This is a genomic window from Algoriphagus marinus (assembly GCF_001936475.1).
Classification (GTDB): Bacteria; Bacteroidota; Bacteroidia; order Cytophagales; family Cyclobacteriaceae; genus Algoriphagus; species Algoriphagus marinus.
Genome location: NZ_MSPQ01000001.1, coordinates 836,963 through 861,598 on the forward strand (window position 1 = coordinate 836,963; position 24,636 = coordinate 861,598).

The window sequence follows — 24,636 nt, forward strand, 5'->3', positions numbered from 1 at the left end:
TTGGTTACTTCTTGAATATACTTTTTCCCTCCTTAATCGTCTCCAAAACTTGAATATCTTTCAGTAGCATTGGATCAATTTTTAATGGATTTTGATCCAAAATAACTAAGTCAGCTAGCTTTCCAGCTGCCAAAGTTCCTTTTTTCTCCTCTTCAAAATGCTGATAAGCTCCCCAGATGGTGATGGATTTCAAGGCCTCATAAGGAGTCAAGCGCTCCTCAGGCCCGATGATCTCACCACTTCGGGAAACTCGATTGACGGTAGTCCATAGGATCATCATCAGGTTGGGAAGTGCTACCGGAGCATCGGTATGCGAAGTTACTTTCATTCCGCGATCCAAAGCTGAGCGAATCGGAGAGATCCGATCAGCCTTTTCTTTGCCAATAATCTGACGATGCCAATCTCCCCAATAAAAGGTATGCATTGGAAATAAGGAGGCGATTACATCCATATCCGCCAAACTGTCCAACTGGTCCATTCGGACGTACTGACCATGAATAAGTACATTTCGGCGATCCTTATTTCCATACTTCGCGATTGCAGGCCGAAGTACTCGGATCAATTGATCTACGGCCGCATCTCCATTTGCGTGAGTGAGGAGTTGCCAGTTATTTTCAAAAGCCATATTAACTATTCGCTGAACCTCGGAATCTTCCGCGATTGCAGGATAGCCTTTGTAATCTTTATTCTGACCATCTGGCGGAATCAAATAAGGCTCAGTTCTCCAGGCTGTTCTTCCCTGGGGAGAGCCATCAAGAGTCATTTTCATTCCACCTATTCGGTAGCGATTTGTATAATCCTTACCATACCATTTGGACTCAAAATATTGAGGTGCAGAATAATCGATATAGGAAACTACATCAAGATAAAATTTTCCTTGTTCGGCATAATTTGCCAATAATTCATGATTGCCCATAGCTCTGCCTTCTTGAGCAGTAGTATAGCCAAACTTTGCAGCCATCTCTTGAGACTTATCGAGGTAATAAAAAGCTAGCTCAGGATCAGTAGGGCCAATTATTGGGAAAAACAGCGGGATCGCTGCCATTTCTTCCAGAACACCATTGGGTTCTTGACTTCCAGGCATTCTCCTTATTATTCCTCCGGCAGGATCTATTGATTCAGCAGTGACATTACTCATTTCCAGCCCTTTGGAATTCATCACCGCAAAGTGACCGGAGATATGAAGGATGCAAATTGGAACTTCAGTAGAAACCTGATCCAAATCTTCTTTGGTAGGGAAACGATTTTCAGCCAAAACAGCATCGTCAAATCCTAAACCAACAATCCAGCCCTGAGTTTTATCAGTGCCATTTTCGGCATACCAGGATTTCAATTCTGCAATTAATTCCGGGATTGAATTGACTTCGCCATCAGGGCTTGCCAGTAAATTGGCAGAAATAGCCTGCGCTCCAAACCCACCAAAATGTGCATGGCCATCAATGAAGCCAGGGACTAAGGTCTTCCCATTCAGATTTTTCATCTGGTGTCCTTTTCCAGCGATTTCCATCGCTTCATCCATCGCCCCGACAAAAAGTATTTTTCCTTCCTTCTCCACCAATGCTTCAGCATACACGGGTTCTTCGCTTTCCATGGTAATGATGTCACCTCCAAAGTACATGGTGGCTACAGGTCCACTTTCTTCTTTTTGACTACAAGAAAAAGTGAGGATTAAAAAGCAAAGTAATCGAGTCAGATCTTTCATATTCATTTGTTAAACCTAAAATTAATTTCATTTCATCAAGAAATAACCAGCAAAGATTATTTTTTCGCCTTAATATTAGCCAAATGAGATTCAAGTTCTAGATCGACTTGAAAATAGCCAATGGTGCCACTGAGGCATTCCAGTAGCAATGTGCCACCTTTGTTCTTTTTAATAATTTTTTGCAGGGCTTCTATCGTATGAATTTCCTGATCATTGGCTTTGATGATTAATTCACCAAGTGGCCACTCCATCTCATCAGCCTGAGTTCCCTGGTAGATATGTGTTACGACCAGCATCGGTTTGTCCTGATCGATAGTTTGTAGCATTTCGATTTGTGCAAAGGGATCAACGAATTGGATCGCTTGGATAATTTCATAACTCAAAGGTTGAATGATCATTCCAAACACTTCCAAATACGTTCTTTCATTTAAAATCGGGTTGGAGATAATGCCTTTTTCAGGGTTACGCATTGCAAGTGCTTTGGTCTTTTTGATCACACCATTTCGCATAAAATGAATTTCGGCTTCTTCCCCGATTGGCACCAGCTTCATTACATCAAAAATATTTTTGTGTCTATATAGTCCTTCTTTACCAATGACAATGCCATGCCGGTCAAATTCGACCTTGTTGATGGCAAGGATAACATCCCTTGCATGAACTTTTGCTGCCTCAAGAAATCCATTTTCCAAGACCTTAGAGACGATCACACCTTTTGCATTCGATTGCTTTAATAGTGGATTAAAGTTTTCAGCATTTTTCTGCAGTTTTCCTCCTATATCGGCAAAGTGAGGTTCATTTTGGAGCAATAGGTTTTCGATGATTATTTTCACAAAACTAGCCGGAGTGATAAAACCGATATTTTCGGCATCTACCATTACTGCAGTATTCAGGCCTACCACCTTTCCCTCTTCATTGATACTCGGTCCGCCTGAGTTTCCCGGATTGATGGCTGCATTTGTTACAAAACGTTCTGTGGTGAACTCAGAACCTGAGATAAAATTCGTGATTTCCCCACCGGTGATATTGGGTTCTATCATTCCCATAGGGTATCCGATTGCCTTAATCGCCTCCCCACGCGATGGGCTTGTCCCCTCTCTTAACTCTAAATATTCGATGGGTTGGATTGCAAGTTTTTTAAATCGAACTAGCTCTTCTTTTGTTAGTTTGATCAAAGCTACATCTGGTTCGAGCTGTTTTACCATCCCAACTACTTCTGCTTCAAAGCGCTCTTCGCTAGTAAGCATAGAACTGATTTCGACTTTTACAGCATTTCTTACGACATGGGCATTGGTAACCATGTACCCTTCGAGATCTTTTATTTTCACGAAGAATCCTGAGCCTGACCATTGACCAGGAATCTTAATCGAGGGATTCAGTACCGACTGAATATCCTCTTCTATGTATCCTTCGACTTGTATTTGTACGACACCGCTCATCATCTGACGGGCGACATCTGTAAGTTTGCGTTTAGTTTTTGTCATAGATTGCTTAATTAAACAAAATGCTGGACCAATGACAATTTTTTAACTATCCCGCTCAATCAAATCCCACAAATTCCCATAGATATCCTTAAAAACAGAAACTATCCCAAAATCCTCTTTTGCGGGTTCTCGGATAAATTCAACCCCTTTGGAGCGATAGTTTTCATAATCTCGATAAAAGTCATCGGTATATAAAAACAAGAAAACCCGACCACCAGCTTGGTGTCCTATCTGAGTGATTTGTGTTTCGTTTGCGGCTTTTGCCAATAGCAAATGACAAGTAGATCCAGGAGGTGAAACCCGCACCCAGCGTTTGGTTTCTGAAAGTTTGGTGTCTTCTAAAAGCTCAAATCCAAGGATCTGAGTATAATAGGCGATTGCTTCGTCGTAGTCTCTGACGAGAAGCGAGAGCTGTCCGAGTTGTTGGGTCATGGAATAAAAATAAGGGTTATTCGGGTAATTTGCTGGTGTGTCGAACTTGTAGTGTGTCGAAGTGTGAAAGTCAAGAGTTAATTCCATTGATGTTCAGGAAAATTAGAAAAATAATCTTCGTACATCTACTATAAAAACTAAATTAGATTTTGAACTCCCATTTTTTTTTTTTTCTCATTTGAGAGAACTATTTTTCTAAAACAATAAGAATTTATGAAAGCCAGACATCTGTTTATTTTTATAGGACTTCTTTTCTCCTGCCAAAATGAGAAATCGAAAGAAGCGGAATCTCTTCAATTAGTGTCTTCAGGTACCTTTCTAACTTTTGATTTGGATGATTCCACTGCAAATATCAGTACTGGATTGCAGTATTTTAAAGGCGATGAAGAATACCTTTTCAATGCAAATTGGGAAACCAACAGTCTTCAAAGCTATTCCCTAAAAGATGGCAAAATGGTTAAAAACCTCGTATTTGATCGAGAAGGTCCAAATGGAGTAGGGGATGTTTTTGGTTTTTATGTGCAAAGCATGGATAGCATCTTTCTTTTCAATCCTCCTTTTACTTCGAGGATTAATCTGGTGAATTCGGAAGGAAAAATTCTTCAACGAATAGATTATCAAATTCCGGAAGGCGGTGGTTCAGCCTTTGTCCACAATGCCTTTATGATTTCTCCTCCGGTGGTAACTGGGAATCTTCTAGCGGTAAATCATCGATTTCCGGCTAATATAAGAGAGATGACATCGGAAGAATTGTCAACAAATACTTTTGGTTATCAAATTGATCTCAGTAGTGGCGAGACCACTTACTTTAATCATTTTTTTCCAGTCGACTATTTGAAATCCGGCATCAAGTCAATTGATTTTAGTCGTGCTCAAGGAAAGGATAAAGTCGTCTATTCCCTCCATGGAGATCATCAGCTCTACTATTCGTCTGCATTTGATCTGCCTTTGCGATCTATAGCGGCAAGTAGTTCTTATTTGGATGAAAATTTGTCAAGTATCCAGCCTGGTGGTAGCCCAGAAGAGTTCCAGCGCTATGCTTTTGCCTCCTCTCGGTATGGGTCGATTCTTTATGATTCCTATCGAAATGTCTATTATCGATTTGCTTTTCCTACCCTAACTGATATTACTTCCGAGGAAATCCGAGAACTCCGAAATGCACCAGGGCCATTTGCGGTGATGGTTTTTGATAAAGACTTGAACTTGATTACAGAGCGATTTTTTGATGGAGGAAGCTACTGGCCAGACAATTCCTTTGTAGGAGAAAAAGGCTTGTATCTATCCATCAATCATCCCGATAATCCTCAGAATAAAGAGGATCAGATGAGTTTTGAATTATTGGAATTGAAGTAAAAATAGGGAGGAAACGAATTACTCCCCAAGTCTAAGTTCCTCCAAATTCTCAATTACTCTTTCTTCCTTTCCCCTCTAAATGTCCCATTCGGCTGGACGAAATTCACTGCCACGATTTCCCCGTCTTTTTCCTCGAATTTGATTTTGAATCCTTCTAAGGTTTTGAAATTGAATTCGTTATTTCCCACCGGAATCTGCTCGTACTCAGGCTGACCGGGGACGAAGGCATAGAGTTTTCCTTCTTTTACATAGATTTTTACCTCCTGAACACCCATGAGCAAATAAGCACCTTCATATTTAGCAAGATCTTCGGCGCTGATATCGAGGATTTTTGGAGTTCTCTTAAATTCAATCGGGTCTAAGGCTGGTTCCACTTGAGACTCCATTCCTGAGATATCGCCATTAATGGCTGTTTGAAAGCTTACTTTAATTGGGTTCTCCATCTTAATTTCGCCCTGATAGATCAGATGGAGATTAAAAATGTCGTAATGCTCATGGAGAAGCACTGCATCGTAAAGACCAGTTTTGGCGCGAAGGGTATCATTGACTAGCTCAAGTTCAAGTTTTCCATAACCTGAATTTTCGTAAGTCCCAGTGTATTCAGCGAGCACATGCGAAGGTTTGGTCGTACTGATTTTGGTGGAGTCAGCGGCTTTTTTTGCTTTTTTCTGCATGGCTTTCGCTTCTTCTAACCGTTTTAATCCTTCGCCAGACCAGTCAGCAGGATCAAGTTGCAGCATGCGATCTGCTATCATGTTTCGAACGATGCCTGGCACTTGTGAACCATTCTGATTGGCCAAGACGACAATCCCCAAGCTATCCGTAGGGAAAAAAGAAGCACTTGCCGAGAAGCCATCGATGTTTCCACCATGCTCTACTCGATAATGTCCGCGATAAGAGGAGAGGAACCAGCCATAGCCATAATTTGCAAAATGGGCGTCTGGATGCTCCTTGGATGGAGTCCCAGCCGAAACCACCATCTGCGCACTCATCGCCTCGGTTACATAGGAGGCAGGAATGATTTGTTCATCCTTAAACTTTCCACCATTGATCCAGGTGATCAGCCAGTTGGACATCTCAGTGACGCTACTGTTGATCGCTCCAGCTGGGGCCATAGCGGCAATATTGTAATAGTCCATTTTGGTGCTAATTCCTTCCTCATCGGTTTGATAGCCGTAGGAAAAGTCGGAATCCTTGGGTAATTCTTGTGCTTTAAAGGTGCTTCGGCTCATGCCTAATTGATCAAAGAACATGGTTTTGACATTTTCCTCCCAAGTTTTACCGGTAATTCGCTTGCCGATTTGTCCCTGAAGGAAAAACATCCAGTTGTTGTAATACCATTGCTGGCGCAATCCTGTGAATGGCTCTTGAAATCCGATCCGCTTGATCAGTTCCTCATCTGAATCAGATGGAAACATGTACCAGGAAAGATCATGACGGGGCAAACCGGTCCGATGAGCCATTAGGTCCTTGATAATGATTTGCTCATTCATATAGGGCTCCGCAAATCTGAGTTCTGGGATATACTTCGCAGGGCGCTCATCGAAATCAATTTTCTTATCCTCGCGAAGTACACCTAAAACTGCTGAGGTAAAGGCCTTGGAAGAAGAGCCGATGGCAAAAAGCGTATTTGGAGTCACGGGAGCCTTCTGATCTTGGTCTTTGTATCCAAATCCGCTGGAGTAAATGATTTTGTCTTTTTCGACGACGGCCACCGCAAAGCCAGGTGCTCCCCATTCGGTTCGGACTTTCTCTAGCAATGCATCAATATTAGCGAGGCGAGTGTCTTTTTTCTGCGCAAAAGTGGGATTAAGAATAGAGATCAGAAGGGCGAAAAGTATCAGTTTTTTCATAGGAAGTTGGTGTATGGTCTTCGATAAGTAAAATCGTTTATTCCAGTGGTCGATATTTTATTGAATTATCAATTTAAAAATCAAGATAAACCAAAAATCAAAAAAGCTGGCTTCAAGAGCCAGCTTTTCTTTAGTTCAATACTGAGTCTATTATACTTTCTCATTCGCCAGGGTCCTCCGGACAGTATCTAGATTTACCCGGATCTCCTCGATGCTTTCCCACTCGCGACCATCGGTGCCATGCTCGATTCCTACGTAGCCGTTGAAACCATGCGAGAGCACAATCTTCATCATTCGAGTATAGTCCAACTGAGTTTCATTTCCTCTGTCATCCCAAACGGTAGGCTTAAGACTCACTCCTTTTGCATAAGGCATTAGCTCATCCACTCCTCGATAAGAGTCATAGCTAAAAATCTTATCCCCCACTGTATTCATTCTGAAGTTGCCAAAGTCTGGTAAAGTACCTGCTCGCTTATGTGCCGTCTGTCGGATCATTTCTGCCAGCCACTTGCCATTACTCGAGAAGCCTCCATGGTTTTCGATGATCACATTGATATCAAAATCATCCGCAAACTCACAGAGTTGACGGAGACCGGAGCTACAGACATTGATTGCCTCTTGCTCAGCATCTTTTTCGGTGGAGAAAGGCACTGCAGTGTAAGAATTCACGCGTATAGAATGGCAGCCCAGGAATTTAGCAGCTTCCACCCATTTTTTGTGATTTTCCACGGTTTGCTTTCTGCCTTCAGAAGTAGCTGCTCCGAGCATTCCTTCTCCATCGCACATGATCAAGACCGAGGTGACTCCTTCTCCATCAGCCCGGGTTTTCATTTCTTTCAGATAGGCCATGTCCTGAGCCTTATCCATGAAAAATTGATTCACATATTCCACTGCATCGATATTGGCTTTTTTTGCAAGCTTCGCAAAGTCCAGATGATCCATTCTACCTGCAAAAAGTGGTCGATTCAATGACCATTCTGCTAAAGAAATTTTGAACAGTTCGTCAGCTGGACGTTTGGCCAAAGCAAAATTTGGGAGCCCCAAGCCGATAGCTGCTGCAGCTAATCCGGTTGTTTTTAAAAATTCTCTTCTGTTGTTCATGATATTGAGGTTTGTTTGGTTCAAAAATTTAAGTATAAGTCATTAGGTTAATGCGATTATCCTCGTTTACTAGGTTTGGTTATTGGTCTTCTGTCTTCCGTCTTCCGTCCCTTTTTTTTCTCAGATTTCCCAGCCAAGGCGGTATTCCCGAGTCAGGAAGTCATTTGCTTTTTCATTGTTGGTAATTTTTAGAGACGCTTCATCAAAATTGATTTTCGATTTAGCTCTTAAAGCTACAGCACCAAGATTAATGGTGTCGGTGATAGTTTGTGCTCGGACAAAGCTTCCTGGTGTTTGCTTTCCTTCTAGCATAGCATCTATCCAACTTGAAGTATTTCGTTCGACTTCACGAGAATTAATTCGCTCGGTATCCCGACCTGTCATCATCGTACTTTCCGGCAACAGCACTGGATTTTCCCCTCGGAATCCACCCAATATTTTTCCTTTGGTACCGACGATTAGTAATCCTTCATCCGGCGTGTCTTTTCCATCCCGTTCCAATTCTTCTGGAGCAAAAGGCTTCATCCCACCATCATACCAGAACAAGTCAAAGGCTGGGAGCGAGGTTTGCGCTGGGAAATTCCACTTAATCATACAACTCGCTGGGAAGGCTACATTATTGTCCACCCATTGATAGACTTGGTTGACTTCCTCTCGGGTGGTCGTGCCAAAAGCTTTTGCTGCGAGTGGGGATTTGTTGATTCCTAGAGTTTCGAAAAGTGGGAACAAGCTGTAATGTCCCATATCCGCCACCGATCCGCCACCGAAATCATACCAGCCACGGAAGACATTATGGGTGTAATTCTTATGGTAAGGCATTTCAGGGATTGGTCCGAGCCAAAGATCCCAATTGAATCCATCTGGAATGGGCATGGCAGGCGAGGGTCTTTTGGTCCATTGCTGCCAAACTGGTCGATAAGACCAATTGTGAATTTCTTTCAATTCTCCGATCAAACCTGCATCCATCCAAGCTTTGATCTGTCGGTATTCCGGTCGATCCGACCAAGCGAGTAAATGTGTGATTGCTCCAGAACTTTTAGCTTTCTCGATTACTTTCCGGCCTTCAAGCAGCCGATTGGAGATTGGTTTATGGGTGACCACATGGATTCCTTTATTCATTGCTGCGATCGCAATCGAAGCATGCGTATGATCAGGAGTCATGATTTTCACCGCATCGATTCCTTTTTCTTTGGCAAATAAGTCCCGAAAATCCTCATAGCTCGTACATCCCTTATACTTTCCGGAAGGTTTGTTTTTGGCGTAGTATTTTTCCACGTACTCCTGACCTATATCTCTTCCTCCGGGGATTCCTGGTTTGCCTTCCCACCAAGTATCGTCACCCAGGGTTTCCCGAATATCATTCCGGATGCCAAAGGGCGACCAGTCGTAGTAGTCGGTAGAGAATTTATTTGAGTCACAGACAGCGACCACACGTACTTTTGGATTGAGAAGAAGAGAACCCATTTCTCTTAAGCCCTGTGTTCCACAACCAATATTGGCTACAGTGATTTGGTCTGAAGGAGGAATTTTACCTAAGCCGGCGATAACATTAGAAGGAACAATGGTAAAAGATGCGGCAAAGGCAGCAGCCGAAGCCATAAATTCTCTGCGGTTAAGTGCGTCAAAAGTGGACATGTAGCGATTTTGGGAATAAACATTTTAATTTACTACCCAATGACTTGAAAGCCAAATAAATCAACCGAGATTATCGATTCAACTGCAAGTATATTTTTCTCTTCTCGGACCATTTTCAAGTGAATACTTTCAGATTTTAAACTTTAAAAAGCCGCTTATTTATAAATTAATTTGAATTAAGTGCTGTCGGGAGCTTGATGAAATGAGATTCAGAATTCGCTATTATTCAAAGTTTTGTACTGAAAATAGGGTAAAAGATGCTAAATTATTTGCTTTGAAAAGCCCACACCATGAAGCCAAACCTAATCAAAATTTCCTTTTTTATCCTTTTGGTAAGTTTTGCCTGCAAAGCACCCCAAGAGGATGTAAATTCTACAATCACTTATCCTGACCGACCCAATATTGTTTGGATCGTTGCCGAAGACCTTTCCCCGCAGCATTTGGGAGCTTATGGAGGTACTGGTGGAAAAACGCCTTTTTTAGATTCTTTGGCAGCCGATGGAGTGATTTATTCACAAGCCTATTCCACTGCCGGAGTCTGCGCGCCTAGCCGGGCTGCCTTGATTACTGGAGCTTATCAAACTGCTGTGGGTGGGCATCATATGCGAACCTTAGGAATGTCAGCTAATGCCTTGGATGCCTATCCTCCAGGCCACAAGTCTTATTCAGCGGTGATCCCCGCCGATATGAAAACTTACCCCGAACTACTTCGAATGGCTGGCTATTATACCAGCAATAATTCAAAGGAAGATTATCAGTTTCGAGGTCCGGTGACCATGTGGGACGAAAGCAGCAATAAGGCACATTGGCGAAATCGGAAAGATCCAACTCAGCCATTCTTTTCCATTTTCAACTTTACTACATCCCATGAGTCGCAGGTCTGGATGCGAGCAGATGAGCCGCTCTTGGTTGATCCGGTGGATGTATTTATTCCTCCATATTATCCGGATGATTCGATTAGCCGAGCGGTGATGGCGCGGTTCATCACCAATGCCATGCGCATGGATATGCAAGTGGGAGAGGTTATTGCCCAACTCAAAGAAGATGGGCTCTATGAGAACACCATCATCTTTTTCTATGGAGATCATGGGGATGGGATGCCTTATGCCAAGCGCGAACTCTATGATCGAGGATTGAAAGTGCCTTTGATCATTAAAGCGCCATTTTTGGAAAAGGGCGGGCAAAGAGATGAATTAGTCAGCTTTGTGGATTTTGGGCCGACTGTACTTTCGCTTGCGGGAGTGGAGGTTCCAAAAAGTATGCATGGCCAGGCTTTTTTAGGAAAACAAAAAGCTGATCCCCGAAAATACATCTATGCCGCACGGGATCGGATGGATTCGGAATACGATCGCGTTCGGGCTGTTTCGGACGGCCGATTCAAATACATCCGAAACTACATGCCCGAGAAACCCAACTATCAAAATATCCAGTATCGCCTCAATAATCCATTGATGATCCATCTGCTGGAATTGAATGAAGCTGGTAAGCTCGATGCGAATCAAGCCAGATGGTTTGCAAAGACAAAACCAGTAGAAGAACTCTATGATACCAGTATTGATCCCTACGAGTTCAATAATTTGGTGAAAAATTCGGACTATGCAAGCAAGCTCACTGAACTCCGAGCCGCTCATGAGCAGTGGCTGTTAGACTATCCGGATCTGGGAGCCATGAATGAGCAGGAGATGGTTAGAAATTGGTGGGGAGGAAAAGATACGCCGCCAGTTACGGCAGTGCCCGAGATTGCTTTTAATGGTGGGAAAGTGAGTATTAATGTCGATATGCCTGGCGCATCCATTGGGTATCGTAAATCTACCAAGGATACCTGGTCGGTATATGTAGGACCTTTTGAAGCAGTTGCAGGAGATTCGCTCTATGTAAATACGCATCGGATAGGGTATGAGCCTAATGGTGGGGCGATGGTTTTGGAGTAAAATGGGGTTAATAATTTCTAGTCATAATTTGATCTTTGATTCTCAATAATTCTTCCACGAGGCGTTTGGGTTCTTCGCTCGGGATCTCATGAGTCGATCTCTCAAACCAAATCAATTCTTTGGCTGGAGCTTTAATTAAGTCGAAATATGACTCAGTGACCTTATAATTGGCAACCAAATCTTTTCGGGATACCATGAAAAATATTGGGCAATCGATCGAAGGTGTACTTTCTCTGAAATCCTCATACGACGCTGCCGAAAAAACATCAAGCCAGGTTGGTGCCCAGTGATCGAATAGATTTCTCGGATAAGACTTTTTGGAGTTTTTACCATTAATAAAATAGGCTGTCCATTTGCGCTGAAAATACAATTCGTCGATACTTGAGAAAGGAATTGACACCCGTGATAGTTCTTGAATTGCTTCGGGCAAACTTTCTTCTTGAGCTTTGGCTTCAATCAACTCTAACGTTTTTTGTTCAGAATCCCAATTCGAAACCATTCCTGATATGGAAACATAGGCGTGAAGCTTTTCAGCTTGATTTCGAGCGTAAGTCAAGCCGAGATACCCTCCCCAGGAAAAGCCTACCAGATAGATTTTCTTTTGATCAAAACGGTGGAGTAGATAGGCGATTACCTCCTCAGTATCTTGGTGCATTTGTATGGTGGAAATAGGCTTTGGCGCAATGTTCCAAGCTTTGGTGATACCGGTCTCTCGTTGATCCCATTGTACCAAGATGAAGTCATTCAAAAGCCCCTTTTTAATCGAATTGAAGTATGACCGCGAACTAAACCCTGGACCTCCGTGGAGGAATAATAGAACTGGTTTGCTGGAATCTTTTGCCTCAACCTCGATATACTGCTTAAGTCCATTTATTTGTACTCCGTCCTTCGTTCTGATTTTCTCCTGAGAGAAGGCATAGGTAGAACAGAAAAATAGGACTGCTAAAAAAAAACGACCTGGTATTAGCTGCACGGTATCCCCTCCTTTGCATATTTCCCAAAAGGAGGCATAATCCGATATTCTTCGATTTGTTTTTTCCAGTCTAAATCTTTCATCTGATAGTCGGGCGTATACCTCACCTGATCCCAAAAGGTCGATCTTGGGTCTTTAAATCGGGGATCATTCGTTTCTTCCATCCAGGTTACAAGTTGATGACGAAGCGCGGTTTTGACTTCGGCAAAAGCCGGGTCAGCGGCCAGATTATTCAGCTGATAGGGATCTTTCTTTACGTCGTAGAGCTCCTCTTCAGGTCTTTGTCCAAAGCTGAGTTGGAATAAATCAGGTTGTCCAGGTTTAGCTTTTCCTTCCATTTCCATGATTAGAAACTTGGTGATTGAGTGATCCACATCTCCATATTGGCCTACTGATTGGTGAACGGTGGGATTACCGGCTGGATTTCGCTCAGGCATTGGATTCCATATGTAGAGATAGTCCTGATTTCGGATCGCTCGCATGGGATAGCTAAGATTACCTTTTCGCACGTTGGCATGGCGCTCTCTTTCCAGAAAAACTTGGTTTCGATCCTGTTTTTCTCCTGCCAAAAGTGGCCAAAGCGATTGTCCGGACATGGAATTTTGATCCAATCCTGCTGCGGCTACAAAACTTGGTGCAAAGTCCACAAAATTCACAAAATCATTCACCACAGTTCCGGATTTCACTTTTTCCGGCCAGCGAATTGCCAAAGGCATTCGGGTACCAAAGTCGTAAAGATTGGCTTTGGCCCTTGGGAAGGGCATGCCATTGTCACTTGTCATCACAATGATGGTATTGTCCAATTCGCCGAGTTTTTCAAGCATAGCGATGAGTTGACCTGCTTCTCTATCAAAACGCTCGATTTCAAAATAGTAATCAAGGATGTCATTCCTGACGCAATCATTATCGGGGAAAAATCCGGGAACGGTGACGTCCTGAAGTTTCATCCCGGTTTGTATTCCTGTATTTGGAACATATTCCCGATGTGGGTCTGTGCTACCAAACCAAAATGTGAAAGGTTGATCTTTAGGTCTCTCAGTCAAAAAGGATTCAAAATCTTCAAATGACTTACCGGCAGGATTATGAGAAAAGCCAGTTACTTGGAACTCCCCAGGTCCCCAACCTTTACGAGTGGAGCCTGTGAAATAGCCATTTGCTTCCAGAATCTGAACATAAGTTGGATTGGCATTTGGGAATTCTGACCAGAGATTCCCTCCATCCCCATTTTGATGTGGGTATCGGCCAGTCAAGACGCTGGCTCTGGAAGGGGAGCAGGAAGGAGAAGCCGTGTAGGCATTGGTAAATAATGCCCCTTCGGCTGCTAATCGGTCAAAAGTCGGAGTTCGGACCACTTGATCTCCATACACTCCAGCATGGGGAAACGACCAGTCATCGGCGATAAGGAAGAGGATATTGGGTTGCTTCGTTTGGGAAATCCCGGAAAAAGAAGCGAGAAATAAAAGGGAAAGCAGGAAGTATAAATTTTTCATAAAGTGCCGATCTCACTTGAAATTAAGGGCTTTGGATGGGGAATCCAATTTCAGGATGAGACCTCATAAATTTTTCATAAATAATTCTCGTAGCGGCGCGGCGATGAAACGAGCAGTTAGAATCCTCTGCGCCCTTTCGGGAGATCTTTCTCAGATAAAATGACTATCTCCCGCTAAGGCGCAAAGGAGCAGTTTTTCTAAATCAGTCCCATTATGCATGAAAATGATCTTTCAGAGAACATTGAATGCTTTGCTTTTTAGATTTGCGAAAAAAAGAAGTCGCTCGATCTTTAGTATAAGTATAAGATTGCGCTTCCGCGCCTTCGCGGGAGAATAGTTATCTCAATTCCGAGCCCACAGCTTCAAACCCCCTACGCCACTGAGAGACCTTAAAAAGCCTTTGCGAATCTTAGCGTGCTTTGCAGTTAGAAAAAAACTTTTTCGCATCTGCGCCACTCCGGGAGAATTTACTTCCTACTCAATTAGCAAGCTCTTCAAAGTCTTCTCTCCACCCCGCAACAAATTCAAATCGACTTTTTCGGGGATTCCTTTGATTCTTCCCTTTTCGGAAAACTGCCAGATCACCCAGTCATCGCTTTTCGGTTTCATCACGGGATTGTAATTCGCTACCCAAAGCGGGTAGTCCTCAAATCCATGTCCTTTCAGCACATGCTCAAAAAATGCATCTCCGGTGTAAATGATTGGCTTCACGCCATAATGGCTCTCTACCAGATTGAGCCAATTTCGGATTCCTTCCCGAAGGCGTTCTTTGGATTGGATGGAAGATTGCTTTTCGATATCTAAAATCGGGCGAAAATCACCTTTTTTTAATTGAACTGTTCGAATGAAATTTTCCGCCTGTTTGGTGCTATTCTGATTCGGGCGGTAATAATGGTAAGCACCTCTAGCAAGACTCATGGTATCGATCGCTGCCCAATTTGAAGCAAATAAATCATCCCGATCATCACCCATTGTAGCACGGATAATCAGAAATTCAATTGGTCTATTCTTGAGTGTGCGGTCAAACTGTTTCCAGTTGATCCGACCTTGATACTGAGAAATATCGATCCCTAGAATTCCTGTGATATTGGAGCGGAAGACGTGCTCAAACTTCAAATCTTCAAACTCGGAAAGTGGTTGATTGGCGTAGTAGGGAAGTTTATGGAGTGTCTTCCAAGTGGAATAAACCAAGTAACCTGTCCCTCCGATTAAAAGGATAAACAGCAAACTGATTCCTAACCAAAGTGAGGGTTTCTTTTTCTTTCGAGGCATTGAGGTGGATTACTAAATCAATCTACTTTTACCTTCCAAATCCCCGATTCCAGCTTTCCCAATTGAAAATTGATATAGCCATACCCATCTTTGACTTCAAGGCTGGCGTTGGAGTTACCCAGTTGATCCGTGAGTTCATAACTCCCGTCGGCCAGTCCCCATTCGCTGGTAAGTTCCTGGGATAAGTTCAAGCTACCGAGTAGGTCATGTTCCGAATCAAAGTTTGCGGCGATGATCAGCTTTTCAGTTTCTGACCAGCGGGCGAAAGCAAAGGCTTTTCCACCCAGTCGATTTGGACCGTTATCGGGATGATGTAGCTGCTGATACTTGCCCATCAGAGCACTACTCTTGCGAGTCAAATTCAATAATTTTACATAAGTTGCTCGGAGATTTTTCTCATGTTCATAAAGTTGTCCCCCATCAAATTTCCCCCCATTCATCCAGCGCTGATGGGCTGGAATTCCGATGTAGTCGAAGATGGAAGTTCTCGAAGGGTCTCCAAATCCTGCTTTTTCGGATGCATTTTCCCCAACTTCCTGTCCGGAATAAATCATGGTCGGAGAGGTGGAAATTGTAGCGGAAACTACCATGGCTGGCATAGCTTTCCAAGGATCATTGGCAAATTGTGGGCTGGCGATTCGCTGCTCATCGTGATTTTCAAGGAAGTGAAGCATGTGATGCTCAATATCTGCCAATCCATCCTGAATCGCAGCAATATGCCAAGTCGTCCCTCGATCTTGGATCACATTTCGAAGTGTATCGTAGAGCTCCACTTTGTCATAGAGGTAGTCCATTTTTCCCTTTCGGATGTAATCCCGGTAAAGACTTGGGTTATACACCTCAGCCAAAAGAAATGCATCCGGATTGGTATTTTTGATATGGGAATTCAAATAGGACCAAAACTCCACTGGCACCATCTCGGCCATGTCGAAGCGGAAACCGTCAACATTTTTTGTCAACCAAAACTGAGTGATGTCTTTGAATTTAATCCAGCTATCGGGCACTTCTTTTCCCTGCCAAAAATCAAAATGCGCTTTCCAATCCAAGGAATCCGCTCCAGTCGGTAATTCCGGAAAGTCTTTGCTGCCATCTGGCTTGATTCCATAATTCACCTTCACGGTCTCATACCAATCGTAAAAGTCTGGCTGAGCCATTCGAGAGCCATTCCCAGTCCATTTGGCAGGATTTTCATCAAATTTTCCATCAGCCAAGGGATGCTTTTCCCCTCCCAGAGGCCGGTAATTATCCCGAGGTTCTGGTACTCGAAAAGGCTGTCCGGGAATGTAATAGAAGTTGTTATTTCGGGCATATTCCACAGACTGATCATCACTGGCTCCAAAATCAGAAACGCCTTCTGGATTATTTTTTCCTTCATAGCGACGAGCCACATGATTAGGGACGATGTCAATGATGACTTTCATGTCATGTGCATGGGTTCGAGCGATTAGGGCTTCAAATTCCTCCATTCGCTTAGCAGGATCTACTGCCAGATCGGGATTGACTTGGTAGTAATCCTTGACGGCATAAGGCGATCCAGCCCGGCCTTTCACTACGTCCGGATCATCAGCTGATACTCCGATTGCTGAATAATCTCCAATCAAGGCATGATGTGGAACTCCCGTGTACCAGATATGACTTACACCCAACTTCTTGATTTCCTCCAAAGCCAAATCGGTAAAGTCATTGAACTTTCCAGTCCCATTTTCTTCAATCGTGCCCCAAGGTTTATTAGTAGTATTCGTGTTGCCAAAAAGGCGGGGGAAAACTTGGTACACAACAATCTTTTGTGGTTTCATGGCTTCTTCAGCAATAGGTTCAGGTTGATTTTGGCAGGCAAATAAAATAGCTAAGCACGAAAGGAAGAGAATCAATTTATTTCGCATGCATTGATGTTTTAATCATGGATAAAGAAATAAAAAACTTTGAAAAGACTTAATAGAAAATTACCGAAACTAGTTAGGGAGACCGTTTTCAACTATTCTGCTTTTTTGATCCGCCTTCAAAGATTTGGTGTAATTTCATTTGTAATATTTTCTTGTCAGGAAGTTGGGTTTTATATTCAGAAACCAAAGTAGGAGATAAGCTTCTACTCAATGCATATTCTACCACTTCATTGTCTTTGTCCTTACACAACAGGATTCCGATACTAGGGTTTTCATTTGGTTTTCGAACATCCCGGTCTAAAGCCTCTAGATAGAAATTTAATTGACCGAGGTGCTCAGGTCGAAATTTGTCTGTTTTTAATTCAAACGCCACTAGGCATTGAAGTCCACGATGATAAAAAAGGAGGTCGATGTAGAAATCGCTGTTTCCTACCTGAAGCTTGTATTCCTCAGAAATAAATAGAAAATCTTTACCCAACTCAAGGATAAAAAATTTCATCTGCTTTACAAGCTCCAATTGTAATTCAGATTCACTGTGGATTTCCGGTAATCCTAGAAATTCAAAGATGTAACTATCCTGAAATGAATTTGAAATATTACTTGTAGAATCTCTCAACACCGTTGAGGGATTTACCGAACTAATCATTTTTCGTTCAAAGAGGCTGGAGGATATTTGTCGATCCAGTTCCCGTACACTGTAATTCTCAGATTTAGAGGCGTTTAGATAAAACTCTCGCTCTTCCGAAGATTTACAACGAGAAAATATTGATAAATTATGAGACCAGCTTATTTGTCTCAACGCTGTTGAGAGTTTTGGAAGATCCTTGTAGGTTTCATAAAATTGCTTCATCCGCCAAATATTCTTGTCGGAAAATCCTTTGAGTTCAGGTTCTGTCTTTTTTATAAATTTGGCTAATTCTGAGACAACCGAATCCCCCCATTCAGAATTCTGGATTTTTATGCTAATGTGCTCTCCTATGTTCCAATAAAGGTTAATCAACTCATAATTTACAGCTTTTATGGCATCAGCACGAGATCGTTTTATCAGTTGGATTATTTCAGAAAAACGACTGTCCATATGCTCCTTTGATTTTAATTAAGCTTTTAAATTAGAACAAAAACTTATCGAGTCAATCTATAAATCAACAAGGTACTTCTCTTGATCAGATTTGGATATTCATTAAGCCTGATGGTTTCCCCTGGAGCATGGGCTCCAGAACCTGAAGCGCCTAATCCGTCAATTGCATCCAGGTAATCCGCTACATAAGACACATCACCGGCGCCTCGGCTTCCTGGATCACCTGGCTTTACTTCTCCATAGCCCATATCAATACTGAGCTCATTTAGAATTTTCGCCAAGCGAAGATTTCCTTCTGTTGGGGGCATGGATGGGATTCCATCTTTAAAAGTGATTTCCGCATCGGTTTGATTAAGATTTCGATCTACTATTTCCTGCATTTTGGCTCGGGTCCGCTCTTTTTGTTCCTCGCCTAGAAAGCGTAGATCGCCTGTAACCAAGGCTTCTCTTGCTACGATATTTGTCTTCCCGAGTGCTTCGCCAGCTCCGGTGATTTCGTCATAGCTGATATCAGATCCGCCGATAATTTGACCTGGATTGAAAGTCAAATATTGCTCTCCAGCGAGCTCCTCTCTGAATTCAGTTAAAATTCTGGCCGCTTCATAAATCGCTCCATAGCCGGTCGACTCTCTGAAAACCCCAGAGGAATGACTTTGTCTCCCGCTTGTTTTCAGTCTCCAGCCACTTGATCCTCTTCGTGCTACGGTCACGGTGCTGAAACCTTGTGCGGTTTCGTAAGCTAAAGCCAAGTCATGGTTCTTTGCTCGCGCAATAAAATCTCTTCTTGAAATATCTTCATTTCCCGAGCGTTCCTCATCACCATTGTAATAAACCGTGATCGTCCGATCTTCCAAATAGCCCAGGTCATGCAATGCCTTTAAGCTGGCAAAAGCCATCACATCGCCGCCTTTCATATCATTGAGTCCTTGGCCTGTGGCGGTGGAATCATTGAGAATAGTATATGGGGTAAAAGGCATGTCTTTTTCAAATACCGTGTCCAAGTGACCGATGATAAAGATTTTCTTGCCTTTGCTGCCTTTTCGAGTAGCCACAAAATGCCCAGCACGATTCACTTCAGTTGGGAGCTCAACCCATTCCGTTTCGAACCCGATCTTTTGAAATTCACGGGCAAAAACATCCCCTACGGCTTTGACGCCTTCTTTATTGAGCGAACCTGAGTTGATGTTGACGACTTCTTCGAGCAGAGCTAGCGTAGAAGCGTAGTTTTTTTCAACTTCAGCGATAAGTTTTTTCTCCTCCGGAGAAAGCTTTTGCGCAAAGCCAATTGAAACGATAAGGAAAAAGGCTAGAGAAAGGAATAGGTTTTTCATACCTGAAAAATAGGGTAAAAAGTGGGAGAGGGCAAGGAAATAAGGGGCATCAAACTATTTAAAGCCTTTTATTCGATCAAAATAATCTGGGAGAGGACTTTGGTTTTTGATTTTACAGATCGTGCCTTTGGCACTCTCGAAAATAATAAATTTTGGTCAATGCATTTGGGGGGCATGATTTCCCAGCATTGCATGCTAAGCTGGTACAGGATGTGCCTTTGGCACAAAATCTATTTTAGGGAAATATACTAGCATAAAATCCAACATTCCCTATGATGATTTGCGTCGGGCTCTGGGTGCATTTCTTTGCTTTCAAAAACTCAGAATTCCATTCTAGACTGAAATTAGTTGAGTTTTTGGCACAAAATGCAGTTTGGAAATTATTCTGGAAACAACTCAGCATTCCCTATAATGGTATAGGTAGATACAAGGGTGTCCTAGAATTAGCGCTGAAGGCGCATCTTGTATCAACCCCAAATGCAATTTGGGGTCAAATCAGAAACCATAGATCCTGAGCCCTGAAGGGGCGATCTTTTTTTCTAATCAATCCCAAACATATTCTTCATCATAGGTAACCTGATATTCTTCTAAAAATTTCCTGTATTCCGATTGGAAATCAATCTTGCTATGATGATTCTGTTGATTTTGAATATACCTTTTTACTATTTCTAATTTGGATTGACTGACTGAAAAGACTCCGTATCCTCTTTGCCAGGAAAAATTCGGGACCCCGAATTCTTTCATTTTTGCTGAGCTAGCTATTTTGACATTTTTCACTAAATCAGCAATGGTTTGTGTACGAGAGATTGTACAAAGCCAATGAATATGATCGGGCATCATGAAAATTTCCTCGGTGTAGCTTCCTAGGTTAGCACCTACCTCCACAAAATATGCCTGAGCATTTGGTCGGAAAGCTTCCGTGATCATAGAAACTCTGTTTTTGGTTGAAAAAACGATGTGTATGTAAACTTTTGATAAAGACTGGGGCATAGGTGGAAAAATTGCGGTGGAAAAATTGATTACAGATCGTGCCTTTGGCACTCTTGAAAATAATGAATTTTGGTCAATGCATTGGGGGGCATGATTTCCCAGCATTTCATGCTAGGCTGGTACGGGATGTACCTTTGGCACAATAAAAAAAAATAGCGCTGAAGGCGCGTTTTGTAAAGCCTCAAATACAAATTGGGGTTCGGGGAATAAGAATAATTATCAGAGCCCGGAATGGGAGATTTGGTTAGTGGATGAAAACGGATCATTCCTTTGGCATTCTCGGGGCAGAGCAGTTTCCGGCTGACAAGCACTACATGCTTGGTTAATACAGGTTTTTGCTTTGGCAAAAGTGAATTGCTGAATAGAACTTAATTGAAGGGATAGGTATCGTTCCTTTGGATCCTCCGTGAAAATCTCTGTGTCCATTGTGGTTAAAAAAAAATTTGATTGCTTTTCGTAAAGACATCAACCTCGGCAAGAACTGAATAAGCGCTGAAGGCGCGTTTTGTAACTTCCCCAAATGCAATTTGGGGTTTGGGGAATAAGAATATTCATCAGAGCCCTGAAGGGGCGATCTGTAATTCATTCAAAAAATCCTTAATATTAGCTATCTAATAAACCTATTGTAAATGGCCAATTTTAATATCGATGCAGACAAAGCCCTAACCTATGATGCGATTGTCATCGGATCTGGAATCAGTGGAGGCTGGGCTGCAAAAGAACTCTGCGAAAAAGGATTGAAAACCCTCGTGCTGGAGCGAGGAAGAATCGTGGAGCATGTTAAAGATTATCCAACCATGAATCTAGATCCTTGGGATATGGAATTCAGAGGAGGATTAACCCCAGAGCAAAAAGAAAAGCATCCCATCGGATTGCGTACTGGCTTTATTGGAGCAACTAACGAGCATTTTCACGCGAATGATCTCGAAAATCCCTACACGGAAGTGAAGCCTTTTCTCTGGGTGAGAGCTCATCAGATGGGTGGTCGATCGCTTCTATGGGGCAAGCAGACTTACCGTTGGTCGGATTTGGATTTTGAAGCAAATGCCAAAGATGGGCATGGGGTCGATTGGCCAATTCGCTACAAAGACATCGAATCTTGGTACACGTATGTGGAGAAATTTGCAGGGATCTCTGGAGAGGCTTTAGGTCTTCCTCAGCTTCCGGATAGTCATTTCTTGCCTCCAATGGAGTTGAACTGTGTGGAAAAGCATGTAAAGCAACGAGTCGAAAAGGAATACAATGGCAGAAACATGATCATTGGTCGTGTTGCTCACTTGACCGAACCGCTCAATGGTAGAGGCAAATGTCAATTCCGAAACCGCTGTGATCGCGGTTGTCCTTATGGCGCTTATTTCAGCAGTAATGCAGTGACTTTGCCTGCAGCAAATGCGACTGGTAATTTAACGATCAGACCTTTCTCCATCGTCCAGTCCATTGTTTACGATGAAGCGCTAGGCAAAGCAACTGGGGTGAGAATCATCGATTCGGAAACAAATGAGGAAATCATCTATAAGGCGAAAATCATTTTCTGCAATGCTTCTACCTTAAGCACCACGCAAATTTTGATGAATTCCACTTCAAGCCGGTTCCCAAATGGCCTGGGCAATGACAGCGGCGAACTTGGCCATAACTTGATGGATCATACCTATCGGGTAGGAGCCAGTGGTTTGGTGGATGGTTTTGATGATCAGTATTACAAAGGTCGAAGACCGAATGGAATCTACATCCCACGATATGTCAATTTGAAAGACGGGCCTCAATCTGATAAATTTGTCAGAGGCTTTGGATACCAAGGTGGAGGAAGTCGTGCAGGTTGGGGTCAAGGCACCAATATGGAAGACTTCGGGGGAGAATTTAAAGACAAGATCATGAACCCAGGACCTTGGGAATTTTTCATTACTGGCTTTGCGGAGGCCTTGCCGAACCATGAAAATAAAGTTTACCTCAATAAAGAAGTGCTGGACAAATGGGGGCAGCCAACCTTGTCCATCGATGCAGAATGGGGTCCAAATGAATTGGCGATCAATGCCCAAATGCGAATCGATGCCAGAGAAATGCTGGAGCGAGCGGGATTAAAAGAAATCGTGGACTTCGATAACAAACATGAAATGGGCTATGGCATCCATGAAATGGGGACTGCACGAATGGGTAAGGACCCAAAGACTTCCGTGCTCAATGGCATGAACCAAATTCATGCTTGTAAAAATGTATTTGTGACCGATGGTGCAGCAATGGCTTCTTCCTCCTGCGTGAACCCTTCCCTTACTTACATGGCCTTGACTGCGAGAGCAGCAGATCATGCGGTAGCTGAACTTAAAAAATCAAATCTCTAAGCTATGAATAGAAGAGACGCACTTCGAAAAACAGGGCTTTTGGCTGGATCTGCGGTAGCAGCACCAAGCTTGCTTTCCTTACTCCAAGCTTGTAGCCAGACTCCTAGACTGAATTGGACTCCGATCTTCTTGGATGAAAATCAGGCTTCATTTATCAGTTCCTTTGTGGATACTATTTTACCAAAGACAGAAACACCAGGAGCTTTGGATGTGAAGACGGATATCTTCTTGGATATGGTCTATGCAAAAACCTATTCTCCCGAAGGACAGGCAAAAGTGAAAGCAGACATAGACCAATTCAATGCAGACTGCAAAGCCAAGTATGGAAAAGTTTTCGCCGAGTTAAGTCCGGAAGATAAAATTGCTTGCCTTAAAGATCAGGAAGCAAATACTGCCACCTTCAATCGGGGAGTTTGGGGTACAGCAGTAGGCGAGCAAAAGCCTGTGGGATTCTATCGACAGCTGAAATCCCAAGCCCTTTGGGGGTATTTCAGTTCTGAGGAAATTGGGAAGAATGTCTTGAATTACGATCCGATTCCAGGAGAGTATCTGGGTTGTATTCTAGTTTCTGAAGTTGGTAAAGTCTGGAGTTTGTAACTGGATTTAAAATTCCTTAACTAGTAAAAGCTGCTCAATGGTAAATTGAGCAGCTTTTTTTAGGATAAATCATCCTTAACTCTTCCAGACTTTTCTGCCAAAAATCAGAGTGAGTAAAAATAATACCACGAAGATAAAGAAGAGAATTTTTGCGATGGAAGCTGCTCCGGCAGTAATTCCACCAAAGCCAAAGATTGCAGCAATGATGGCTACAATAAAGAATCCTAATGCCCAGCGTAACATAGTTTTTATGGTTTTAGTTAATGATATTTCTCTTAATTCTGAAAATAAAGTGCCAAAGCTAAAATCTCTCTATTCCTCATTTTTTAACCAATTTGCTGTTAATCGCTGTGTAACCCAAACCGCAAAAAGAGTCGTTTTTTCCCCATCTTACCTTTAGTTCCGCCTAGAAATTGCCCTTATCGAGCTGTATTTGACTTGGCATCTTGATTGAATTGATATTTGAAAAGATAGTTAACCAAAACAGTAATAAAAATGAAAACTGACGAAAAATTAAAAATCAAGGGGTCTTGGAATGAGCTAAAAGGGAAATTGAAGCAAAAATACGCATCACTTACAGATGACGACTTGATGTACACTGAAGGTAAGGAAGATGAATTAATGGGGAAACTTCAAAAGAAATTGGGGAAATCCATTGATGATATTAAGAATGAGATCAATGAACTCTGAAACATTAACCTGATTAATTTAACTGTTTACCAACATCAAAATGAAAATTAAACTAATTGTATTGGCATGTGTATTTTCAACGGGAATAGCCACTAGCTCATGCAATGAGAAAAAAGCCGAAAAAAATGAGGATGATATAGTAGAAGTCCGAATTGATTTCGAAGCTGAAAGGAACGAAATGCGTCAAGAAATAAATAAACTTGAAGCTGAAATCGACAAAGAAATAGAACGGCTTGAGACCAATCGCGAGAAAGCATCAGCTCAAATGAATGCTGAAATAGACGAAAAGCAAGCAGAACTTAGAGTTCAAAAGTCCAACTTGAAAAAGGCAGCAGACGATCTGGAAAAAGCTTCCGAAAACACATGGGATGATGTCAAAACTTCAGTGAACAATGCAACTCGAGATATAGAAAAAGAGTGGAATGACTTAAAATCCAATCTTGAGAAAAATTTTGAGAAGGAAAATAATTAACAAGAAAAATTTAAAATTTAAGTCTGTTAATTAGTC

At 42.5% G+C, this 24,636-nt stretch carries 20 protein-coding genes; 6 read left to right on the forward strand and 14 right to left on the reverse strand.

The window, feature by feature from the left end; genetic code table 11:
• Positions 1-4 precede the first annotated feature (4 nt).
• The 3 genes from BVC88_RS03595 to BVC88_RS03605 are packed head-to-tail and all read right to left on the reverse strand — an operon-like array spanning position 5 to position 3,615.
• Complete coding sequence (locus tag BVC88_RS03595) at positions 5-1,702, reverse strand: amidohydrolase (protein ID WP_075349252.1); 1,698 nt, start codon at positions 1,700-1,702, stop codon at positions 5-7.
• Between the two features lie 56 nt (positions 1,703-1,758).
• The gene (locus BVC88_RS03600) at positions 1,759-3,183 is read right to left on the reverse strand and encodes a S1C family serine protease (RefSeq protein ID WP_075349253.1); all 1,425 of its coding nucleotides are present in this window, start codon (positions 3,181-3,183) and stop codon (positions 1,759-1,761) included.
• 42 nt (positions 3,184-3,225) lie between these two features.
• Positions 3,226-3,615: a VOC family protein gene (locus tag BVC88_RS03605; protein WP_075349450.1), complete on the reverse strand. Its 390-nt coding sequence runs from the start codon at positions 3,613-3,615 to the stop codon at positions 3,226-3,228.
• Between the two features lie 213 nt (positions 3,616-3,828).
• Here BVC88_RS03605 and BVC88_RS03610 point away from each other — a divergent pair, with 213 nt between their 5' ends.
• Positions 3,829-4,968 carry a DUF4221 family protein gene (locus BVC88_RS03610; protein WP_075349254.1) on the forward strand — a complete coding sequence of 380 codons (1,140 nt, stop codon included), beginning with the start codon at positions 3,829-3,831 and terminating at the stop codon, positions 4,966-4,968.
• A gap of 53 nt (positions 4,969-5,021) precedes the next feature.
• Here the strand turns inward: BVC88_RS03610 and BVC88_RS03615 are convergent, their stop codons facing one another.
• The 3 genes from BVC88_RS03615 to BVC88_RS03625 all read right to left on the reverse strand — a co-directional run bounded on the left by BVC88_RS03615 (position 5,022) and on the right by BVC88_RS03625 (position 9,557).
• Positions 5,022-6,821: a serine hydrolase gene (locus BVC88_RS03615; RefSeq protein ID WP_075349255.1), complete on the reverse strand. Its 1,800-nt coding sequence runs from the start codon at positions 6,819-6,821 to the stop codon at positions 5,022-5,024.
• A gap of 150 nt (positions 6,822-6,971) precedes the next feature.
• A complete protein-coding gene (locus BVC88_RS03620) occupies positions 6,972-7,922 on the reverse strand; it encodes a TIM barrel protein (RefSeq protein WP_075349256.1) in 951 nt (316 codons plus the stop codon).
• Between the two features lie 120 nt (positions 7,923-8,042).
• Positions 8,043-9,557 carry a Gfo/Idh/MocA family protein gene (locus BVC88_RS03625; protein ID WP_075349257.1) on the reverse strand — a complete coding sequence of 505 codons (1,515 nt, stop codon included), beginning with the start codon at positions 9,555-9,557 and terminating at the stop codon, positions 8,043-8,045.
• Between the two features lie 290 nt (positions 9,558-9,847).
• On the opposite strand from BVC88_RS03625, the gene BVC88_RS03630 reads away from it, so the two are divergent.
• Positions 9,848-11,488, forward strand: coding sequence for a sulfatase-like hydrolase/transferase (locus tag BVC88_RS03630; RefSeq protein WP_075349258.1), 1,641 nt, complete (start codon positions 9,848-9,850; stop codon positions 11,486-11,488).
• Positions 11,489-11,495: 7 nt separating this feature from the next.
• On the opposite strand, the gene BVC88_RS03635 is transcribed toward BVC88_RS03630, so the two are convergent.
• From BVC88_RS03635 to tnpA, 7 genes are all read right to left on the reverse strand, one after another.
• A complete protein-coding gene (locus tag BVC88_RS03635) occupies positions 11,496-12,461 on the reverse strand; it encodes an alpha/beta fold hydrolase (protein ID WP_075349259.1) in 966 nt (321 codons plus the stop codon).
• Positions 12,452-13,951 carry a sulfatase family protein gene (locus BVC88_RS03640; protein WP_075349260.1) on the reverse strand — a complete coding sequence of 500 codons (1,500 nt, stop codon included), beginning with the start codon at positions 13,949-13,951 and terminating at the stop codon, positions 12,452-12,454. Before BVC88_RS03640 ends, BVC88_RS03635 begins: the two co-directional genes overlap by 10 nt.
• Before the next feature lie 474 nt (positions 13,952-14,425).
• Positions 14,426-15,223, reverse strand: coding sequence for a glycoside hydrolase family 25 protein (locus BVC88_RS03645; RefSeq protein WP_075349261.1), 798 nt, complete (start codon positions 15,221-15,223; stop codon positions 14,426-14,428).
• A 17-nt stretch (positions 15,224-15,240) separates the two neighbouring features.
• Positions 15,241-17,106, reverse strand: a complete 1,866-nt coding sequence (locus tag BVC88_RS03650; RefSeq protein WP_075349262.1) for an alpha-amylase family protein — start codon at positions 17,104-17,106, stop codon at positions 15,241-15,243.
• A gap of 88 nt (positions 17,107-17,194) precedes the next feature.
• On the reverse strand, positions 17,195-18,184 hold the full coding sequence (locus BVC88_RS03655; RefSeq protein WP_075349263.1) for a PDDEXK nuclease domain-containing protein: 990 nt from the start codon (positions 18,182-18,184) through the stop codon (positions 17,195-17,197).
• Between the two features lie 44 nt (positions 18,185-18,228).
• Positions 18,229-19,515 (reverse strand): M20/M25/M40 family metallo-hydrolase, encoded by a 1,287-nt coding sequence (locus BVC88_RS03660; protein ID WP_075349264.1) that lies wholly within the window; start codon positions 19,513-19,515, stop codon positions 18,229-18,231.
• 543 nt (positions 19,516-20,058) lie between these two features.
• A complete protein-coding gene (gene tnpA / locus BVC88_RS03675) occupies positions 20,059-20,610 on the reverse strand; it encodes an IS200/IS605 family transposase (protein ID WP_083638992.1) in 552 nt (183 codons plus the stop codon).
• A 524-nt stretch (positions 20,611-21,134) separates the two neighbouring features.
• Between tnpA and BVC88_RS03685 the strand changes: the two genes are divergently transcribed.
• Positions 21,135-22,841 carry a GMC oxidoreductase gene (locus BVC88_RS03685; protein WP_075349268.1) on the forward strand — a complete coding sequence of 569 codons (1,707 nt, stop codon included), beginning with the start codon at positions 21,135-21,137 and terminating at the stop codon, positions 22,839-22,841.
• A 3-nt stretch (positions 22,842-22,844) separates the two neighbouring features.
• Positions 22,845-23,438, forward strand: coding sequence for a gluconate 2-dehydrogenase subunit 3 family protein (locus BVC88_RS03690; protein ID WP_075349269.1), 594 nt, complete (start codon positions 22,845-22,847; stop codon positions 23,436-23,438).
• 75 nt (positions 23,439-23,513) lie between these two features.
• Here BVC88_RS03690 and BVC88_RS03695 read toward each other — a convergent pair whose 3' ends face one another.
• Positions 23,514-23,681: a DUF1328 domain-containing protein gene (locus BVC88_RS03695; protein WP_075349270.1), complete on the reverse strand. Its 168-nt coding sequence runs from the start codon at positions 23,679-23,681 to the stop codon at positions 23,514-23,516.
• A gap of 252 nt (positions 23,682-23,933) precedes the next feature.
• Between BVC88_RS03695 and BVC88_RS03700 the strand changes: the two genes are divergently transcribed.
• Together BVC88_RS03700 and BVC88_RS03705 are read left to right on the forward strand one after the other, a co-directional pair.
• Complete coding sequence (locus BVC88_RS03700) at positions 23,934-24,128, forward strand: CsbD family protein (protein WP_075349271.1); 195 nt, start codon at positions 23,934-23,936, stop codon at positions 24,126-24,128.
• 40 nt (positions 24,129-24,168) lie between these two features.
• Entirely contained in the window at positions 24,169-24,600 is a 432-nt protein-coding gene (locus tag BVC88_RS03705) for a sll1863 family stress response protein (RefSeq protein ID WP_075349272.1), read from the forward strand.
• The last annotated feature ends 36 nt before the right edge of the window (positions 24,601-24,636 follow it).

Coding starts and splice junctions, on each gene's coding strand:
- BVC88_RS03650 (WP_075349262.1), bottom strand. CDS start 17,106: ATGCGAAATAAATTGATTCTCTTCCTTTCGTGCTTAGCTATTTTATTT.
- BVC88_RS03610 (WP_075349254.1), top strand. CDS start 3,829: ATGAAAGCCAGACATCTGTTTATTTTTATAGGACTTCTTTTCTCCTGC.
- BVC88_RS03705 (WP_075349272.1), top strand. CDS start 24,169: ATGAAAATTAAACTAATTGTATTGGCATGTGTATTTTCAACGGGAATA.
- BVC88_RS03625 (WP_075349257.1), bottom strand. CDS start 9,557: ATGTCCACTTTTGACGCACTTAACCGCAGAGAATTTATGGCTTCGGCT.
- BVC88_RS03685 (WP_075349268.1), top strand. CDS start 21,135: ATGGCCAATTTTAATATCGATGCAGACAAAGCCCTAACCTATGATGCG.
- BVC88_RS03640 (WP_075349260.1), bottom strand. CDS start 13,951: ATGAAAAATTTATACTTCCTGCTTTCCCTTTTATTTCTCGCTTCTTTT.
- BVC88_RS03615 (WP_075349255.1), bottom strand. CDS start 6,821: ATGAAAAAACTGATACTTTTCGCCCTTCTGATCTCTATTCTTAATCCC.
- tnpA (WP_083638992.1), bottom strand. CDS start 20,610: ATGCTGGGAAATCATGCCCCCCAATGCATTGACCAAAATTCATTATTT.
- BVC88_RS03645 (WP_075349261.1), bottom strand. CDS start 15,223: ATGCCTCGAAAGAAAAAGAAACCCTCACTTTGGTTAGGAATCAGTTTG.
- BVC88_RS03660 (WP_075349264.1), bottom strand. CDS start 19,515: ATGAAAAACCTATTCCTTTCTCTAGCCTTTTTCCTTATCGTTTCAATT.
- BVC88_RS03700 (WP_075349271.1), top strand. CDS start 23,934: ATGAAAACTGACGAAAAATTAAAAATCAAGGGGTCTTGGAATGAGCTA.
- BVC88_RS03655 (WP_075349263.1), bottom strand. CDS start 18,184: ATGGACAGTCGTTTTTCTGAAATAATCCAACTGATAAAACGATCTCGT.
- BVC88_RS03605 (WP_075349450.1), bottom strand. CDS start 3,615: ATGACCCAACAACTCGGACAGCTCTCGCTTCTCGTCAGAGACTACGAC.
- BVC88_RS03695 (WP_075349270.1), bottom strand. CDS start 23,681: ATGTTACGCTGGGCATTAGGATTCTTTATTGTAGCCATCATTGCTGCA.
- BVC88_RS03630 (WP_075349258.1), top strand. CDS start 9,848: ATGAAGCCAAACCTAATCAAAATTTCCTTTTTTATCCTTTTGGTAAGT.
- BVC88_RS03620 (WP_075349256.1), bottom strand. CDS start 7,922: ATGAACAACAGAAGAGAATTTTTAAAAACAACCGGATTAGCTGCAGCA.
- BVC88_RS03595 (WP_075349252.1), bottom strand. CDS start 1,702: ATGAAAGATCTGACTCGATTACTTTGCTTTTTAATCCTCACTTTTTCT.
- BVC88_RS03600 (WP_075349253.1), bottom strand. CDS start 3,183: ATGACAAAAACTAAACGCAAACTTACAGATGTCGCCCGTCAGATGATG.
- BVC88_RS03690 (WP_075349269.1), top strand. CDS start 22,845: ATGAATAGAAGAGACGCACTTCGAAAAACAGGGCTTTTGGCTGGATCT.